We start from the raw sequence: 16,424 nt of genomic DNA on the forward strand, positions 1-16,424 counted from the left end.
GGCCCACACAAGACTGGCTACAAGGTAGCGACATGCTAGAAATCGAGATCGACGGCAAAAAGGCGCAAGTGCCCGACGGCAGCACGGTGATGGATGCCGCGCAGCAGGTGGGGGTCTACATTCCGCACTTCTGCTACCACAAGAAACTTTCCATCGCCGCCAACTGCCGCATGTGTCTGGTGCAGGTGGAGAAGGCGCCCAAGCCCCTGCCGGCCTGTGCGACGCCGGTGACCAACGGGATGAAGGTCTTTACCCATTCCGAACTGGCGGTGAAGGCCCAGAAGGGCGTGATGGAGTTCCTCCTCATCAACCACCCCCTGGATTGCCCCATCTGTGACCAGGGCGGCGAATGCCAGCTACAGGACATGTCCGTCGGCTACGGCCCCATGAAGAGCCGCTACACCGAGGAAAAGCGCGTCGTCTTCCATAAGGAAGTCGGTCCCCTGGTGGGCATGGAGGAGATGAGCCGCTGCATCCACTGCACCCGCTGCGTACGCTTCGGCCAGGAAATCGCCGGCATCATGGAACTCGGCATGGCCAACCGCAACATGCACTCCGAGATCCAGACCTTCCTCGGCCGCACCGTCGATTCCGAACTGTCGGGCAACATGATCGACCTCTGCCCGGTCGGCGCCCTGACCTCCAAGCCCTTCCGCTACACCGCCCGTTCCTGGGAACTGCAGCGCCGCAAGTCGGTGAGCCCCCACGATTCCGTCGGCGCCAACCTGGTGGTCCAGGTCAAGCACGATGCCGTGATGCGCGTTCTGCCCCGGGAGAACGAGGCGGTCAACGAGTGCTGGATCTGCGATAAGGAACGCTTCGCCTACCAGGCGCTCAATTCCGATGACCGTCTGACCAAGCCCATGGTCAAGCAGGGCGGTCAATGGCGTGAGGTGGATTGGAACGTGGCGCTGGACTACGTCGCTCACGGTCTGAAGGACATCGCCCGCGAGCATGGCGGTGACGCGCTGGCGGCGCTGGCTTCGCCCGCTTCCACCGTGGAAGAGCTGTTCCTGCTGGGCAAGGTCATGAAGGGCCTGGGTTCCGGCAACATCGACTTCCGTCCCCGCCAGTCCGACTTCGGCAGCGACTTCAAGCGCGCCGGGACCCCCTGGCTGGGCCTCAAGCTGGCCGAGATCAAGGATCTAGACGCTGCTCTGGTGGTGGGGTCCTTCCTGCGCAAGGATCACCCGCTCATCGCCCAGCGCCTGCGCCAGGCTGCCAAGAAATACACCAAGGTCAGCCTGCTTTCCGTGGCGGGCGACGATCAACTGATCAAGCTCCACGCCCGCCTGACCGTGGCGCCGTCCGCGCTGGTCAATAATCTGGCCGCCGTGGTCAAGGCTGCCGCCGACATCAAGGGTGTCGCGGCTCCGGATGGCCTCGAGGCCATCGCCCCCTGCGACACCTGCAAGGCCATCGCCCAGAGCTTGGTCGATGGTGACAAGCGCGCCATCTTCCTCGGCAACGTCGCCACCCAGTGTGCCGATGCGACCCAACTGCATGCCCTGGCTCTGGAACTGGGCAAGCTGACCAATGCTAGCGTCGGTTTCCTCGGCGAAGCGGCCAACACCGTCGGCGGCCATGCCGGTTGGGCCTTGCCCAGCGGCGCCAACGCCCGCACCATGTTCGAGCAGCCGCGCAAGGGCTATGTGCTGATGGGCCTCGAGCCGGAATTCGACTGTGCCAATCCGCAGCGGGTTCTCGGTGCCCTCAAGCAGGCCAGCCTGGTGGTCTTCATGTCCGCCTTCAAGCACGCGCCGGCCCTGGAATACGCCGACGTGATGCTGCCCATCGCACCCTTCACCGAGACCTCCGGCACCTTCGTCAATACTGAAGGCCGCGTGCAGAGTTTCAATGGCGTGGTCAAGGGCAAGGGCGACGCCCGTCCGGCCTGGAAGGTGCTGCGCGTTCTGGGCAACGTCCTCAATCTGGGCGGTTTCGCCTACGAAACCAGCGAGGCGGTACGCGACGAGGCCCTGGGCAAGGGTGTCGAGTTCGTCGCCGGCCTCGACAACGGACTCAATGGCGTCTCCATCGGCCTCAACGGTGCAGCCGCCAGCGGCCTGCAACGTATTGCCGACGTGCCCATCAATTTCACCGACGTCATGGTTCGCCGGGCGCCGGCCCTGCAGCAGACCGCCGATGCCAAGGCACCGACGGCCCGCATGAACGATGCCACCCTGGCCCAGCTGGGCCTCGCCGGCGGCGCGACCGTCAAGGTCACGCAAGGGCAGGGGAGTGCGAACCTGGTGGCAGTCGCCGACAACGGCGTCCCCGCTGGTTGCGTGCGGGTCGCCACTGGCCACGCCTGCACGGCTGCCCTGGGCGACATGTTCGGCGCCATTACCGTGGAGCGTGCATAAATGGACGCACTGATGAATTTCGGAACGGGCATGTTCGGTGGCGCCTGGCCCGCCGTATGGACCCTGATCAAGATCGTCATCATCGTCGCCCCGCTGATGCTGGGCGTTGCCTACCTGACCTGGGCCGAGCGCAAGGTGATCGGCTACATGCAGGTGCGTATCGGCCCCAACCGGGTCGGTCCCTGGGGTCTGATCCAGCCCATCGCCGACGGTCTCAAGCTGCTCCTCAAGGAAATCATCATCCCCACGGGGGCCAACAAGGCGATCTTCCTCATCGCCCCCATGCTGGCCATCGCGCCAGCCCTGGCCGCCTGGGCCGTGGTGCCCTTCACCGACAGCCTGGTCCTGGCCAACATCGACGCCAGCCTGCTGTACATCATGGCCATCACCTCCATGGGGGTGTACGGCATCATCCTCTCCGGCTGGGCGTCCAACTCCAAGTACGCCTTCCTCGGTGCCATGCGCGCCTCCGCGCAGATGGTGTCCTACGAAATCTCCATGGGCTTCTCGCTCATCTGCGTGCTGATGGTTTCCAACAGCCTGAATCTGGTGGAGATCGTCAATGCCCAGGACAAGGGGATGTTCGCCAGTCAAGGCCTTTCCTTCCTCTCCTGGAATTGGCTGCCCCTGCTGCCCATGTTCCTGGTGTACCTGATTTCCGGCGTGGCCGAGACCAACCGGGCACCCTTCGACGTGGCCGAAGGTGAGTCGGAAATCGTCGCCGGCTTCCACGTCGATTATTCCGGCATGGCCTTCGCCGTCTTCTTCCTGGCCGAATACGCCAACATGATCCTGGTGTCGGCCCTAACCTCCATCATGTTCCTGGGGGGTTGGCTGTCGCCGGTGGGCTTCCTGCCCGACGGCATCCTCTGGCTGTTCGCCAAGATGTCCTTCGTGCTGCTGCTCTTCCTCTGGTTCCGTGCCACTTTCCCCCGCTACCGCTATGACCAGTTGATGCGCCTGGGTTGGAAGGTGTTCGTGCCGCTTTGTCTGGTTTGGCTTGTGGTGGTCGGCGTGTGGATGATGTCCCCGCTCACCATCTGGAAGTGAGGAGAGCTTCATGGGTTCGATGAAGGAAGTCTTCAACAGCCTGCTCCTCAAGGAGCTGTTGAAGGGCATGTCGGTGACGGGCAAGTATTTCTTCGCCCGCAAGATCACCGTGCAGTATCCCGAGGAAAAAACGCCGATGAGCCCGCGCTTCCGCGGCCTGCACGCCCTGCGCCGCTACCCCAACGGGGAGGAGCGCTGCATCGCCTGCAAGCTGTGCGAGGCCATCTGTCCGGCCATGGCCATCACCATCGAGGCCGAGCCGCGGGATGACGGCTCGCGCCGTACGACGCGCTACGACATCGACCTGACCAAGTGCATCTTCTGTGGTTTCTGCGAGGAAGCCTGTCCGGTGGATGCCGTCGTCGAAACCCGCATTTTCGAGTACCACGGCGAAAAGCGCGGCGACCTCTACTACACCAAGCCCATGCTCCTGGCCAACGGCGACCGCTACGAAGCGCAGATCGCCGCCGACCGCGAGCAGGACGCCCAATACCGCTAACAGGCATCGCGATGGACTTCCAAACCTTCGTCTTCTTCTTCCTGTCGGCGATCCTGATTTTCGCCAGCCTCAGGGTCATCACCGCCCGCAACCCGGTTCACGCCGCGCTGCACCTGATCCTCGCCTTCTTCACCTGCGGGGGAATCTGGGCGCTGCTGCAGGCCGAGTTTCTGGCCATCGCCATCATCCTTGTATACGTCGGCGCGGTGATGGTGCTCTTCCTCTTCGTGGTGATGATGCTGGACATCAACATCGACCGCATCCGGCAGGGCTTCTGGCAGTACCTGCCCCTGGGGGCCCTGCTGGGAATTCTGATGGTTCTCGAAATGGGGCTGGTGCTGGGCAGCAAGTACTTCCAGGTCCCTGCTGCCGAGGCGATGACCCCGGCGGGAATTTCCAATACCAAGAGCATCGGTGCCCTGATGTTCACCGACTACGTCTACCCCTTCGAGCTGGCGTCCATCGTTCTGCTCGTCGGCATGATCGCGGCCATCGTCCTCACCTACCGTGGCCCCAAGAAGACCAAGTACACCAACCCGAACCAGCAGGTATTCGTGAAGGCAAAGGATCGCGTTCGCGTGCTGCAAATGCCGGTCGAGAAAGACTGAACCCGGGAAGACCATGCTCACACTCACTCTGTCCCACTTTCTGATTCTGGGCGCGATTCTGTTCGCCATCAGCGTCGTCGGCATTTTCCTTAACCGGAAGAACCTGATCGTGCTCCTCATGGCTATCGAACTGATGCTGCTGGCGGTGAATATGAACTTCGTCGCCTTCTCGCATTACCTGCAGGATCTCTCCGGTCAGGTCTTCGTCTTCTTCATCCTGACCGTCGCGGCGGCCGAGTCCGCCATCGGCCTGGCCATCCTGATCGTCCTGTTCCGCAACCTGAAGAGCATCCATGTGGATGACCTGGACAGCCTGAAGGGTTAATCATGGAAATGCAGAAACTCTACCTGCTCGTCCCCCTGGCGCCCCTGGTCGGCGCCATGATCGCCGGCCTCTTCTGCCGCGTCATCCCCCGCTGGGTGGCGCACACCGCCACCATTGCCGGGGTGGCCATCGCCTTCATCGCCTCCGTGATCATCTTCAAGGACGTGCTGGCCGGCCACACCTACAACGGCCCGGTCTATACCTGGCTCACCAGCGGCAATTACAAATTCGAAGTCGGTTTCCTGATCGACACCCTGACCACCACCATGATGCTGGTGGTGACCTTCGTCTCCCTGATGGTGCATATCTACACCATCGGCTACATGCATGAAGATCCGGGTTACAACCGCTTCTTCAGCTACATCTCGTTGTTCACCTTCTCCATGCTGATGCTGGTGATGAGCAACAACTTCATGCAGCTCTTCTTCGGCTGGGAAGCCGTGGGCTTGGTCTCCTACCTGCTGATCGGCTTCTGGTATACCCGCCCGACGGCCATCTTCGCCAACATGAAGGCCTTCCTGGTGAACCGCGTCGGCGACTTCGGCTTCATCCTCGGTATCGGCCTGATCCTGACCTACACCGGCACCCTCGACTACGCCACGGTCTTCCAGAAGGCGCCCAGCCTGGCCGATACCACCATCAACATCTGGGGCACCGCCCAGTGGTCCCTGATGACGGTCACCTGCATCTGCCTGTTCATCGGCGCCATGGGCAAGTCGGCCCAGGTGCCGCTGCACGTCTGGTTGCCGGACTCGATGGAGGGCCCGACCCCGATCTCCGCCCTGATCCACGCGGCGACCATGGTCACCGCCGGCATCTTCATGGTGTCCCGCATGTCGCCCCTGTTCGAGCTGTCCACCACGGCGCTCTCCGTGGTCCTGGTGATCGGCGCCATCACCGCCCTGTTCATGGGCTTCCTGGGCATCATCCAGAACGACATCAAGCGCGTGGTCGCCTACTCGACCCTGTCCCAGCTCGGCTACATGACCGTCGCCCTGGGGGCCTCCGCCTACTCGGTGGCCATCTTCCACCTGATGACTCACGCCTTCTTCAAGGCCCTGCTGTTCCTCGGCGCCGGCTCGGTCATCATCGGCATGCACCACGACCAGGACATCCGCAACATGGGCGGCCTGCGCAAGTACATGCCCATCACCTGGATCACCTCCCTGGTCGGTTCCCTGGCCCTGATCGGCACGCCCTTCCTGTCCGGCTTCTACTCCAAGGATTCCATCATAGAAGCGGTGGCGCTCTCGCACATCCCCGGTGCCAGCTTTGCCTACTTCGCGGTTCTGGCCGGCGTCTTCGTGACGGCCTTCTACTCCTTCCGCATGTATTTCCTGGTCTTCCACGGCGAGGAGCGCTTCGGCAAGGCCGATGACGCCCATCACCACGAGCACCACGGCGACCATGACGACGAGGAGGCTACCCACGACCATCACCATGGCCTGGCTCCCGGCCAGAAGCCCCACGAGACCCCCTGGGTGGTGTGGCTGCCCCTGGTGTTGCTGGCCATTCCCTCGGTCGCCATCGGCTATATCGCCATCGAGCCCATGCTCTTCGGTGACTACTTCAAGGGTGTGATCCACATTGACCACGAAGCCCATAGCGCCATGGAACACCTCAAGGAGCACTTCCACGGCGCCGCGGCCATGGGCGTCCACGCGCTCACCACCCTGCCGTTCTTCCTGGCCCTGGGCGGTGTCGTGCTCTCCTGGTTCTTCTACATGAAGCGACCCGACATCCCGGCTGCCATCCAGAAGAAGCTCATGCCCCTCTACACGCTGCTCGAAAACAAGTACTACTTCGACAAGTTCAACGAAGCCTTCTTTGCCGCTGGCGCGCGTCTCCTGGGCAAGGGTCTGTGGAAGGGCGGCGACGTCGCGGTCATCGACGGCGTCGTGGTCAACGGCTCGGCCAAGCTCGTGGGCCTCGTCTCCGCGGTCACCCGCCTCTTCCAGACCGGTTACGTCTATCACTACGCCTTCACCATGATCATCGGCCTCTTCGTGCTGATGACCCTGTGGATCAACCGCGCCTAAGGTAGAAAAGCTAGGAAAAACATGTCCAACACCCCGCTGCTTTCCCTCTCGATCTGGATTCCCATCCTCGCCGGCTTCCTGGTGCTGGCCACGGGCTCCGACCGCAATGCCCCGCTGGCGCGCGGGCTGGCCCTGGTGGGCGCCCTGGTCGGATTTTTGGTCACCCTGCCGCTGTGGTCCGGGTTCGACATGTCCACCAGCGCCATGCAGTTCGTCGAACTCAGCCCCTGGATTCCCCGTTTCAACATTAATTACCACCTGGGTGTCGATGGCATTTCCATGCTCTTCGTCATCCTCAACGCCTTCGTCACCGTCATCGTGGTTCTGGCGGGCTGGCAGGTCATCGAGCAGAAGGTCGCCCAGTACAACGCCGCCTTCCTCATCATGTCCGGCCTGATGAATGGCATCTTCGCCTCCCTCGACGGCATCCTGTTCTACGTCTTCTTCGAAGCCTCCCTCATCCCGATGTACCTCATCATCGGCGTGTGGGGCGGTCCGAACCGGGTGTATGCGGCCTTCAAGTTCTTCCTCTATACCCTCCTGGGCTCGCTGCTCTTCCTGGTCGCCCTGATGTACCTGTTCGTCCAGTCCAACGGCAGTTTCGAAATCCTGGAGTGGCACAAGCTGCCCATTCCTCTGGGCGCCCAGGTCTGGCTCTTCCTGGCCTTCCTCATCGCCTTCGCCGTCAAGGTGCCGATGTGGCCGGTCCACACCTGGTTGCCGGACGCCCACGTCGAGGCGCCCACCGGCGGCTCCATCGTCCTGGCAGCCATCGCGCTGAAGCTCGGTGCCTACGGTTTCCTGCGCTTCTCGCTACCCATCGCTCCGGATGCGTGCCACGAACTGGGATGGCTGGTGATCGCCATGTCCTTGATCGCCATCGTCTATATTGGCTTCGTCGCCCTCGTCCAGGCCGACATGAAGAAGCTGGTGGCCTATTCGTCCATCGCCCACATGGGCTTCGTCACCCTGGGCTTCTTCATGTTCAGCGCCATGGGGGTCGAGGGCGCTCTGGTGCAGATGATTTCCCACGGCTTCATTTCCGGCGCCATGTTCTTCTGCATCGGCGTCATGTACGACCGGGTGCACAGCCGGCAGATCGCCGATTACGGCGGTGTGGTGAATACCATGCCCAAGTTTGCCGCCTTCTTCATGCTTTTCGCCATGGCCAACTCGGGCCTCCCGGCCACCTCGGGTTTCGTGGGTGAGTTCATGGTCATCCTGGGTGCCGTCGAGTTCAATTTCTGGGTCGCGTTCGCCGCTGCCTCTTCCATGATCATGGGCGCCGCCTACAACCTCTGGATGTACAAGCGGGTGGTCTTCGGCGACATCGGCAATCACCATGTCGCCGAACTGAGCGATATCAACAAGCGGGAATTCCTCATTCTCGCCCTGCTGGCCGCCGGCACCCTCTGGATGGGGGTCTATCCGCAACCCTTCACCGAAGTCATGCATGCATCGGTCAACGACCTGCTGCAGCACGTCGCCATCAGCAAGATCCAATAAACGGTAGCCGACATGTTCGACAATTTCGTTGTCCCCGATCTCCTGCCCGCCGCGCCGGAACTCTTCCTGGCCGCGATGGCCTCGATCCTTCTCCTGGTGGACCTCCTGGTCAAGGATCGCCGCCGCACCCTCACCTTTGCGCTCACCCAGTTGACCCTGGTCGGCTGCTTCGTCATCCAGTACGGCGTTGCCAGCCCGCAGGTCATGTACACCTTCAGCAACATGTTCGTTGCTGACCTGATGGGTACCCTGCTCAAGCTCTTCCTCTATGTGACGGTGATCGTCGTCCTCTTCTACTCCCGTGGCTACATCCTGGAGCGGGAGTCGATGAACAAGGGTGAGTACTACGTGCTGGCCCTCTTCGCCACCCTCGGCATGATGGTGATGATTTCGGCCAATCACTTCGTCACCATCTACCTGGGCCTGGAACTTCTCTCGCTCTCGCTCTACGCCATGGTGGCCATGAACCGCGACTCGGTGGTGTCCAGCGAGGCGGCGATGAAGTACTTTGTTCTGGGCGCCCTGGCTTCCGGCATGCTGCTCTACGGCATGTCCATGATCTATGGTGCCACCGGCACGCTTGAAATCACCGGCATCGGCGAGCGTCTCGCCCATGGTGGAGCCAACAAGACCGTGCTCGTCTTCGGCCTCGTTTTCCTGGTCGCCGGTCTGGCCTTCAAGCTGGGTGTGGTTCCCTTCCACATGTGGATCCCGGACGTCTATCACGGTGCTCCCACCGCGGTTACCCTGTTCATCGGTTCCGCCCCCAAGCTGGCTGCCTTCGCCATCACCATCCGCCTTCTGGTCAATGGCCTTCTGGCCCTGGCGCTGGATTGGCAGGCCATGCTCATCATCCTGGCCGTGCTGTCCATGGCCATCGGCAATCTGGCGGCCATCGCCCAGACCAACCTGAAGCGCATGCTGGCCTACTCCGCCATTTCCCACATGGGCTTCATGCTCCTCGGCATCGTCAGCGGCGTGGTGGGGGGGCGTATCGACCCCAACCTGGTGCTCAACGCCTACAGTTCGTCCATGTTCTATGTCCTGGCCTACGTGCTCATGTCGGCCGGTTCCTTCGGCATGATTCTTCTGCTGGCCCGGTCTGGCTTCGAGGCGGATAACCTGGAAGACTTCAAGGGACTCAACAAGCGCAGCCCCTGGTTCGCCGGCATGATGCTCATGCTCATGTTCTCCATGGCGGGTATTCCCTTCTTCGTCGGCTTCTTCGCCAAGTTTGCCGTTCTGCAGGCGGTGGTCATTTCCGGCTACATCTGGCTGGCCATCGTTGCAGTGGCCTTCTCGCTCATCGGCGCCTTCTACTACCTGCGCGTCGTCAAGCTCATGTACTTCGACGCGCCCAAGGACGACAGCCCCCTGAGCGCGCCCCTGGACACCCGCATCCTGGTTTCCGTCAACGCCCTGGTTGTGGCCCTTCTGGGTCTCTTCCCGGGGGATCTCGTTCAGTTGTGCACGGTGGCGCTGGCCCAATCGCTCTGACCGCCGCAGCAGCCTCGCCTCAAACGCCCCGCCCGCCGGGGCGTTTTGCTTGGAGTAGACCGTGATTCCCGACCATCCCCATCTGACCGAAGAACCCCTTGCCAGCGAAGTCGCCTTCAAAGGCTGCCTGCTGGAAGTACGCTGCGACCGCGTACGTCTGCCCAATGGCGCGGAGTCGATCCGGGAATACGTCGTCCATCCGGGGGCGGTGGTCATCATCCCGGTGCTCGACAACGGAGCCCTGCTCTTCGAACGCCAGTTCCGCTATCCCTTGCGCAGGGCATTTCTGGAACTCCCGGCTGGCAAGATCGACACCGGCGAGGACATCCTGCTCGCTGGCCAGCGCGAACTCCTCGAAGAAACCGGCTACGAGGCTTCCTCCTGGGACTACCTGGGCGTGATGCACCCCTGCATCGGATACTCCGACGAACGCATCGAAATCTTTCTTGCCCGAGGCTTACGCCAAGTGGCGGGCCAGTCTCTGGACCACAACGAGTTCCTCGATCTTCTGGAACTCGCCCCCGAGGCGGCGCGGGAAGCGGTGTTCAGGGGCGAGATCACCGACGCCAAGACCATTACGGCGCTCTATTGGGCTGAAGCGCTGTTCAGCCGGAAGTGGTCGCCTTGCGGGAGCGAGGGGGCAGGGAATTCGGCCATCCTGCGTGCAGCAGCAGTCAAATCCCCAGCATCCCCCGCTCCCGCAGAAAAGCGATCACCGTCTCCAGGCCCTCGCCGGTCTTCAGGTTGGTGAACACGAAGGGGCGATCACCGCGCTGGGCTTTGGCGTCGCGGGCCATGACTTCCAGGGAGGCGCCCACCAGGGGTGCGAGGTCGATCTTGTTGATGACCAGGAGGTCGGACTTGGTGATACCCGGCCCGCCCTTGCGGGGGATCTTTTCGCCGGCGGCCACGTCGATGACGTAGAGGGTGAGGTCCGAGAGCTCCGGCGAGAAGGTTGCCGCCAGGTTGTCGCCGCCGGATTCGACCAGGATCAATTCGACGCCGGGGAAAGCCCGTTGCAGACGGTCCACCGCTTCGAGGTTGATGGAGGCGTCCTCGCGGATGGCGGTGTGGGGGCAGCCGCCGGTTTCGACGCCGATGATGCGTTCCGCCGCCAGGGCGGAATGGGCGACGAGGAACTTGGCGTCCTCGGCGGTGTAGATGTCGTTGGTGACGACGGCCATGTCGATGCGGTCCCGGAGGGCCTGGCAGAGGGCGAGGGTGAGGGCGGTCTTGCCGGAGCCGACGGGGCCGCCGATGCCGACGCGGAGAGCGGGTGTGGACATATTCAGGAGCGGAAGAGGCGGGAGTACTGGGTTTCGTGACGGCAACTGGCGATGGCGAGGGCCGGCGCGGTGTTGCACCAGGAGGCGGGCGGCAAGGCGAGGGCTGCCGCGACGGTCTGGGGAATGCGGGCCCCGAGACCGGCCAGGAGGCGCTGGCCGGCGGCCTGCCCCAGGGGGACAGCCTTGAGGGCGGCGATCACCTGATTTTCGGCCCAGGACCAGAGGTAGGCCGCCAGGGCGGCTCCCTCCTCGAGGGCCCAGGCCCTTGCAAACCCTGCCCACAGGAGGGGAAAGGACACTTCCGTCCGGGGCGCCGACCAGGCCAGAAGGGGTTCCAGGCAGGGGTCGCCGAGTTCGCGGGCCAGGCGGCGCAGGGAAAAGCCCATCTGCACGGTTTCCGCGCGCAGTTCCGCCGCTTCCCGGCTGGCGAGGAAGAGGGCGTCCAGGGCGTCGAGGCGGGTCGTATCCTGCGTTTGCCAGGCGGTCAGGGCGGCGGCCAGCAGAGGCAATTCGAAACGGCCCAGGCCCAGCTCCAGAAAATCGCCGATCCACTGGCCGGCGCTGGCCTCGTCGCTGACGGTGCCGCATTGCACCGCCCATTCGAGTCCCTGGGAGTAGGTATAGGCCCCCACCGGCAGGGCCGGGCTGGCCAGTTGCAGCAGGCGGGCGAGGGGGAGGAGGGAAGCGGCGCTCAAAGTGCGAGTCCCCGAATAGCGCCCGTGGAAGCCGTGCAGCGCCAATTGTGCGGGGGGACTGCCGGGTTACAGGCCGCGGCGCAGGGAGAGGGGTTTGCGGACGCGCCCTGGCTTTGCCATCGACCTCGCTCCCTTGTTGCGGGTGACAGGGGGCTGCGGCCCTGCCACGCCCTGCCCGGAAACGGCGCGGGGCCGGGGCGCGGGATTATTCCGCGTCCGCCTTGTTGTCGGACTTGCCCCGCTCGAGCATGACCTTCCTGGAGCCTCGCTCGCAGCGCCCGACTTCCTTGCCCGGGTGCTTCTCTTCCACCGGCACGGCCTTCAGCTGGTAGTCGGTGACGTGCTTGGATTCCAGACGGCGGGAAATCTTGTCGATCAATTCGTCGCAGTCCAGGCCGGCCGCCGGGGCGGGCAGCGCGAAGCCGGCCAGGGCCAGCAGGGTGAGCAGGTGTTTCATGAACGGCTTCCTCCATGATTATTCTGATCCGAAGGCTAGCCCCCACGGCGGTACTTGTCCATTGTCATTGGGGAGGAGGCGGCGCCGTTCAGCGAAATTGATGGATTTTGGGCACGGATCGGTGCGGGCCGTGGCCGGGGTGGTGTAAATCGGGCCCTTCTCCGCCGGCCCCGTGGGCATGTCCGCCGCCGTAGGCGCCCGATTCCGGCTGGAAGGGCGCTTCAGCCTCCCGCACGGTGCAGCCCAGGCCCTGCACCATCGCTGCCAGCACGTGGTCGGCCTGGAAGCGCAGGCGGCCGCCGCTGGCGGTGGCTTCGATCTGGACCGGAACATGGCGGTTGCCCAGGTGGTAGGCCGCCCGGGCGAAGAGCAGAGGGCTGTCGGCGCTGGCCTCGATGAGAGCCTCCGATGCGGCGGTGACTTCCACCACGGTGGCGTCGTCCTCGGCCATCAGACGGTCGCCGTTGTGCAGGGGGGCGCCCCTTTCGAGGAAGATGCCCGCCTCGCGGCCGGAAGCCAGAATCACCCTGAGGCGGGTGCGCTTCCTTTCGTCGTAGGGCAGGGCGACGGAATCGGTGGCCGGGGCGTCGGTACGGCGATTCAGAATGAGCATGGAAGGGTTCAGAAGAGGAAGTAGCGCTGGGCCAGGGGCAGCTCGCTGGCCGGTTCGCAGACCAGGTGTACATCGTCGGCCTTGACCACGTAGGTCTCGGGATCGACGGTGATGTCGGGCGTGGCGCCGTTGAGCACCATGTCCTTCTTGCGCAGCTTGCGCGTCCCGGACACTGCCACCAGAGGCTTTTCCAGGCCCAGGGCGGCGACGGCCGGGTTGTCCAGGGCGGCTTGGGAGACGAAGGTGACCGAGGTCTTGAGCGCCTTGCCGAAACTGCCGAACATGGGCCGGTAATGCACCGGCTGGGGGGTGGGGATGGAAGCGTTGGGATCGCCCATGGCGGCGGCGGCGATCATGCCCCCCTTGAGGATGAGGGAAGGCTTCACGCCGAAGAAGGCCGGCCGCCACAGGACCAGATCGGCCAGCTTGCCCACTTCGACGGAACCTACCGTATGGGCGATGCCGTGGGTCAGCGCCGGGTTGATGGTGTATTTGGCGATGTAGCGCCTGACGCGGAAGTTGTCCGCCCGCGCCGTATCCTCGCGCAGGGTGCCGCGCTGGAGCTTCATCTTGTGGGCCGTCTGCCAGGTGCGCAGGATGACTTCGCCCACCCGCCCCATGGCCTGGGAATCGGAGGACATCATGGAAAACACGCCCAGGTCGTGCAGGATGTCCTCGGCGGCGATGGTCTCCCGCCGGATGCGGGATTCGGCGAAGGCCACATCCTCGGCGATGGCCGGATCCAGGTGGTGACAGACCATGAGCATGTCCAGGTGCTCGTCGATGGTATTCACCGTGTAGGGCATGGTGGGGTTGGTCGAACTGGGCAGCACGTTCTCCAGCCCCGCCGCCCGGATGATGTCCGGCGCGTGACCGCCACCGGCGCCTTCCGTGTGGAAGGTGTGGATGGTGCGGCCCTTGAGGGCGGCGAGAGTTGCCTCGACGAAGCCGGATTCGTTCAGGGTGTCGCTGTGGATGGCGACCTGGACGTCCATGTCCTCGGCCACCGAGAGGCAGCAGTCGATGGCCGCCGGCGTGGTGCCCCAATCCTCGTGCAGCTTGAGGCCGATGGCGCCGGCCGCCACCTGCTCGCGCAGGGCCTCGGGCAGGCTGGCGTTGCCCTTGCCCAGGAAACCGAGGTTCATGGGGAAGGCCTCCGCCGCCTCCAGCATGCGGTGGATGTGCCAGGGCCCCGGCGTGCAGGTGGTGGCGAAGGTGCCGGTGGCCGGCCCGGTGCCGCCGCCGATCATGGTGGTGACGCCGGAATGGAGCGCCTCCTCGATCTGCTGCGGGCAGATGAAATGGATGTGGGTGTCGATGCCCCCGGCGGTGACGATCATGCCCTCGCCGGCGATGATCTCGGTGCCCGGGCCGATGACGATGGTCACCCCGGGCTGGATGTCCGGATTGCCGGCCTTGCCGATGGCGGCGATGCGGCCGTCCTTGAGGCCGATGTCGGCCTTGACGATGCCGGTCACCGCATCGACGATCAGGGCATTGGTGATGACCGTATCCGCAGTCTGCGACGAAACGCGCTGACCCTGGCCCATGCCGTCGCGGATGACCTTGCCGCCGCCGAATTTCACTTCCTCGCCGTAGATCGTGTAGTCCTTCTCCACCTCGACGATGAGTTCGGTGTCGGCCAGCCGCAGCCGGTCTCCGACCGTGGGGCCGAACATTTCGCCGTAGGCCTGGCGTGTGATCCTGGTGCTCATTGAACAACCCTCCAGCGATGTAAAAGACGCGAAGTGTCTCCGTTATCCCCCCTCGCCCGCATCGCGGGAGAGGGGCCGGGGGTGAGGGAAACGGGCGTTTCGGATCCATCCATGGCTTTGTATGTCCCCGCGGCAGCCCGTTCGCTGCGCGATGTCCTCCCCGCGGGAGGGAGAGCGCCCCCTTCGGGCGGCCGGGCGGGGGCGCTCACAGCGCCCCCTGGATCAAGCCGCGAAAGCCGTAGACCTTGCGGTCTCCGGCCAGGGCGACGAGTTGCACGGTGCGCGACTGGCCCGGCTCGAAGCGCACCGCGGTGCCGGCGGCGATATCGAGGCGGTAGCCCCGCGCCGCTTCCCGGTCGAAGGCCAGGGCGGCGTTGGTTTCGAAGAAATGGTAGTGGGAACCGACCTGGATCGGCCGGTCGCCGGTATTGGCCACCGACAGCGTGAGCGTCGGGCGGCCGGCGTTCAGTTCGATTTCGCCGGCTTGGGCGAGGAGTTCACCGGGGATCATGGCGGGCCTTCGGGGGAAAGGGAGAGGGGAGAAGGGCGGAATCAGGGGATCGGGTGGTGGACGGTGACCAGTTTGGTGCCGTCGGGGAAGGTCGCCTCCACCTGGATGTCGGGGATCATTTCCGGCACGCCATCCATCACCTGGGCGCGGGACAGGACGCGGGTGCCGGCGTGCATCAGTTCGGCCACCGGGCGGCCCTCCCGGGCCCCTTCCAGGATGGCGCAGGTGATGAGGGCCACCGCCTCCGGGTAGTTGAGCTTCATTCCCTTGGCCAGCCGGCGCTCGGCCAGGAGACCGGCGGTGAAGATGAGGAGCTTGTCCTTTTCGCGGGGGGTGAGTTCCATGGGGGAAATCCTTGTCAGGTGTTCCAGATACGGGGGACGACGGCCTGGCGGCCGCAGCAGGCGGGCCGCAGGACTTGCCACAGGGCGACGAACCACAGGCGGGCCGCTTCGCTCCCGTCGCCCAGATAACGCGCCGCCAGCACGCCGCCGCCGGCACCGGGCAGGACGGTCAGGCCATGGCGGGCGCCGTCGGCCGGCGCGACGGCACGGCAGGCTTGCAGCAGGCCCGCCGCGTGGGCGGGGAGTTCGGGAAAGGCGCACAACAAGGTGCCGGCCACGGTGGCCCCCGCCCAGCCGACGGGGCTGGAGAGCAGCCGGTCGCCGCCGTCGAAACCGCCCTGCTCATGCCACAGGGGCCGGCCGTCCCGGCTCAGGCTCAGGGCCAAATCGCATCGCCCTGTGGCGAAGCGCTCCCCGGAAGCCCGGCGTCCCAGGCAGAGGATGTCCCAGCCGAGGTAGCGGGCGTCGGCGGCCAGGGCCACGCTGGCGCTCATGCGCGCCCGGGCGCCGTCGAAGACGATGCTCTCCTGGGGCAGCCACTCCAGGGTGGCGCCCGCGGCGAGGGTGAAATCCAGGGTCTGGGAAGCTTCTGCCCCGGCGCTGCGATACCACTTGCCGGCCCCCGGCGTGGTGAGCTGGGCGTGGGCGCCCGGCCCCAGGTGGGCGGCCAGGCTCAAGCGATCCCCCCCGGCGATGCCGGAAGGCGGATGCAGCACGATGGCCTGGCAGACGTCCTCTCCCTCAGGGTACAGCGCCTTCTGCACCCGCAGGGGCCCGCGGTGGCGATTGCCCTCCAGCACCGTCCGGGCACCGCTGCGGGCGAAGTCCAGGCGCAGTTCGGCCTGCCAGCAGGAAGCGGGCTGCGCAGCGGAATCCGGAAGGCGGGAAGTCATCGCGGCATTATCCGCGATGG

The 16,424-nt window shown here is 64.6% G+C and carries 17 protein-coding genes; 9 read left to right on the plus strand and 8 right to left on the minus strand.

The genetic code is table 11. The features are described 5' to 3' along the window. Nucleotides 1-32 precede the first annotated feature (32 nt). The 9 genes from IPM73_05045 to IPM73_05085 all read left to right on the plus strand — a co-directional run bounded on the left by IPM73_05045 (nucleotide 33) and on the right by IPM73_05085 (nucleotide 10,641). Nucleotides 33-2,366: an NADH-quinone oxidoreductase subunit G gene (locus IPM73_05045; GenBank protein ID MBK8917429.1), complete on the plus strand. Its 2,334-nt coding sequence runs from the start codon at nucleotides 33-35 to the stop codon at nucleotides 2,364-2,366. Then, the gene (nuoH, locus tag IPM73_05050) at nucleotides 2,367-3,416 is read left to right on the plus strand and encodes an NADH-quinone oxidoreductase subunit NuoH (GenBank protein ID MBK8917430.1); all 1,050 of its coding nucleotides are present in this window, start codon (nucleotides 2,367-2,369) and stop codon (nucleotides 3,414-3,416) included. 10 nt (nucleotides 3,417-3,426) lie between these two features. Next, nucleotides 3,427-3,915 (plus strand): NADH-quinone oxidoreductase subunit NuoI, encoded by a 489-nt coding sequence (gene nuoI, locus IPM73_05055; GenBank protein ID MBK8917431.1) that lies wholly within the window; start codon nucleotides 3,427-3,429, stop codon nucleotides 3,913-3,915. An 11-nt stretch (nucleotides 3,916-3,926) separates the two neighbouring features. Next, a complete protein-coding gene (locus tag IPM73_05060) occupies nucleotides 3,927-4,523 on the plus strand; it encodes an NADH-quinone oxidoreductase subunit J (GenBank protein ID MBK8917432.1) in 597 nt (198 codons plus the stop codon). A 13-nt stretch (nucleotides 4,524-4,536) separates the two neighbouring features. Next, entirely contained in the window at nucleotides 4,537-4,848 is a 312-nt protein-coding gene (gene nuoK, locus IPM73_05065) for an NADH-quinone oxidoreductase subunit NuoK (protein ID MBK8917433.1), read from the plus strand. Continuing rightward, nucleotides 4,848-6,887 (plus strand): NADH-quinone oxidoreductase subunit L, encoded by a 2,040-nt coding sequence (gene nuoL, locus IPM73_05070; GenBank protein ID MBK8917434.1) that lies wholly within the window; start codon nucleotides 4,848-4,850, stop codon nucleotides 6,885-6,887. The genes nuoK and nuoL overlap by 1 nt, the downstream gene beginning before the upstream one ends. A gap of 21 nt (nucleotides 6,888-6,908) precedes the next feature. After that, nucleotides 6,909-8,393 carry an NADH-quinone oxidoreductase subunit M gene (locus IPM73_05075; protein MBK8917435.1) on the plus strand — a complete coding sequence of 495 codons (1,485 nt, stop codon included), beginning with the start codon at nucleotides 6,909-6,911 and terminating at the stop codon, nucleotides 8,391-8,393. A 12-nt stretch (nucleotides 8,394-8,405) separates the two neighbouring features. Further along, nucleotides 8,406-9,890, plus strand: coding sequence for an NADH-quinone oxidoreductase subunit NuoN (nuoN, locus tag IPM73_05080; GenBank protein MBK8917436.1), 1,485 nt, complete (start codon nucleotides 8,406-8,408; stop codon nucleotides 9,888-9,890). Nucleotides 9,891-9,951: 61 nt separating this feature from the next. Next, on the plus strand, nucleotides 9,952-10,641 hold the full coding sequence (locus tag IPM73_05085) for an NUDIX hydrolase (GenBank protein ID MBK8917437.1): 690 nt from the start codon (nucleotides 9,952-9,954) through the stop codon (nucleotides 10,639-10,641). Here the strand turns inward: IPM73_05085 and ureG are convergent. The 8 genes from ureG to IPM73_05125 all read right to left on the minus strand — a co-directional run bounded on the left by ureG (nucleotide 10,565) and on the right by IPM73_05125 (nucleotide 16,404). After that, nucleotides 10,565-11,176 (minus strand): urease accessory protein UreG, encoded by a 612-nt coding sequence (ureG, locus tag IPM73_05090; protein ID MBK8917438.1) that lies wholly within the window; start codon nucleotides 11,174-11,176, stop codon nucleotides 10,565-10,567. The genes IPM73_05085 and ureG overlap by 77 nt on opposite strands. A 2-nt stretch (nucleotides 11,177-11,178) precedes the next feature. Beyond that, complete coding sequence (locus IPM73_05095) at nucleotides 11,179-11,871, minus strand: urease accessory protein UreF (protein ID MBK8917439.1); 693 nt, start codon at nucleotides 11,869-11,871, stop codon at nucleotides 11,179-11,181. 205 nt (nucleotides 11,872-12,076) lie between these two features. Continuing rightward, a complete protein-coding gene (locus IPM73_05100; GenBank protein MBK8917440.1) occupies nucleotides 12,077-12,328 on the minus strand; it encodes a DUF1161 domain-containing protein in 252 nt (83 codons plus the stop codon). An 88-nt stretch (nucleotides 12,329-12,416) separates the two neighbouring features. Beyond that, nucleotides 12,417-12,941, minus strand: coding sequence for an urease accessory protein UreE (ureE, locus tag IPM73_05105; protein ID MBK8917441.1), 525 nt, complete (start codon nucleotides 12,939-12,941; stop codon nucleotides 12,417-12,419). Between the two features lie 8 nt (nucleotides 12,942-12,949). Further along, nucleotides 12,950-14,656 (minus strand): urease subunit alpha, encoded by a 1,707-nt coding sequence (ureC, locus tag IPM73_05110; GenBank protein ID MBK8917442.1) that lies wholly within the window; start codon nucleotides 14,654-14,656, stop codon nucleotides 12,950-12,952. A 205-nt stretch (nucleotides 14,657-14,861) separates the two neighbouring features. Further along, nucleotides 14,862-15,167, minus strand: coding sequence for an urease subunit beta (locus tag IPM73_05115; protein ID MBK8917443.1), 306 nt, complete (start codon nucleotides 15,165-15,167; stop codon nucleotides 14,862-14,864). Nucleotides 15,168-15,208: 41 nt separating this feature from the next. After that, on the minus strand, nucleotides 15,209-15,511 hold the full coding sequence (locus IPM73_05120; protein ID MBK8917444.1) for an urease subunit gamma: 303 nt from the start codon (nucleotides 15,509-15,511) through the stop codon (nucleotides 15,209-15,211). A gap of 14 nt (nucleotides 15,512-15,525) precedes the next feature. Further along, nucleotides 15,526-16,404 (minus strand): urease accessory protein UreD, encoded by an 879-nt coding sequence (locus tag IPM73_05125; protein ID MBK8917445.1) that lies wholly within the window; start codon nucleotides 16,402-16,404, stop codon nucleotides 15,526-15,528. Nucleotides 16,405-16,424: the final 20 nt, after the last annotated feature.

It is taken from the genome of Betaproteobacteria bacterium, assembly GCA_016720065.1.
GTDB lineage: Bacteria > Pseudomonadota > Gammaproteobacteria > Burkholderiales > Rhodocyclaceae > SSSZ01.

Coding starts and splice junctions, on each gene's coding strand:
- nuoN (MBK8917436.1), top strand. CDS start 8,406: ATGTTCGACAATTTCGTTGTCCCCGATCTCCTGCCCGCCGCGCCGGAA.
- ureG (MBK8917438.1), bottom strand. CDS start 11,176: ATGTCCACACCCGCTCTCCGCGTCGGCATCGGCGGCCCCGTCGGCTCC.
- IPM73_05115 (MBK8917443.1), bottom strand. CDS start 15,167: ATGATCCCCGGTGAACTCCTCGCCCAAGCCGGCGAAATCGAACTGAAC.
- IPM73_05045 (MBK8917429.1), top strand. CDS start 33: ATGCTAGAAATCGAGATCGACGGCAAAAAGGCGCAAGTGCCCGACGGC.
- ureC (MBK8917442.1), bottom strand. CDS start 14,656: ATGAGCACCAGGATCACACGCCAGGCCTACGGCGAAATGTTCGGCCCC.
- IPM73_05060 (MBK8917432.1), top strand. CDS start 3,927: ATGGACTTCCAAACCTTCGTCTTCTTCTTCCTGTCGGCGATCCTGATT.
- ureE (MBK8917441.1), bottom strand. CDS start 12,941: ATGCTCATTCTGAATCGCCGTACCGACGCCCCGGCCACCGATTCCGTC.
- IPM73_05075 (MBK8917435.1), top strand. CDS start 6,909: ATGTCCAACACCCCGCTGCTTTCCCTCTCGATCTGGATTCCCATCCTC.
- nuoI (MBK8917431.1), top strand. CDS start 3,427: ATGGGTTCGATGAAGGAAGTCTTCAACAGCCTGCTCCTCAAGGAGCTG.
- nuoH (MBK8917430.1), top strand. CDS start 2,367: ATGGACGCACTGATGAATTTCGGAACGGGCATGTTCGGTGGCGCCTGG.
- IPM73_05120 (MBK8917444.1), bottom strand. CDS start 15,511: ATGGAACTCACCCCCCGCGAAAAGGACAAGCTCCTCATCTTCACCGCC.
- nuoK (MBK8917433.1), top strand. CDS start 4,537: ATGCTCACACTCACTCTGTCCCACTTTCTGATTCTGGGCGCGATTCTG.
- IPM73_05100 (MBK8917440.1), bottom strand. CDS start 12,328: ATGAAACACCTGCTCACCCTGCTGGCCCTGGCCGGCTTCGCGCTGCCC.
- IPM73_05125 (MBK8917445.1), bottom strand. CDS start 16,404: ATGACTTCCCGCCTTCCGGATTCCGCTGCGCAGCCCGCTTCCTGCTGG.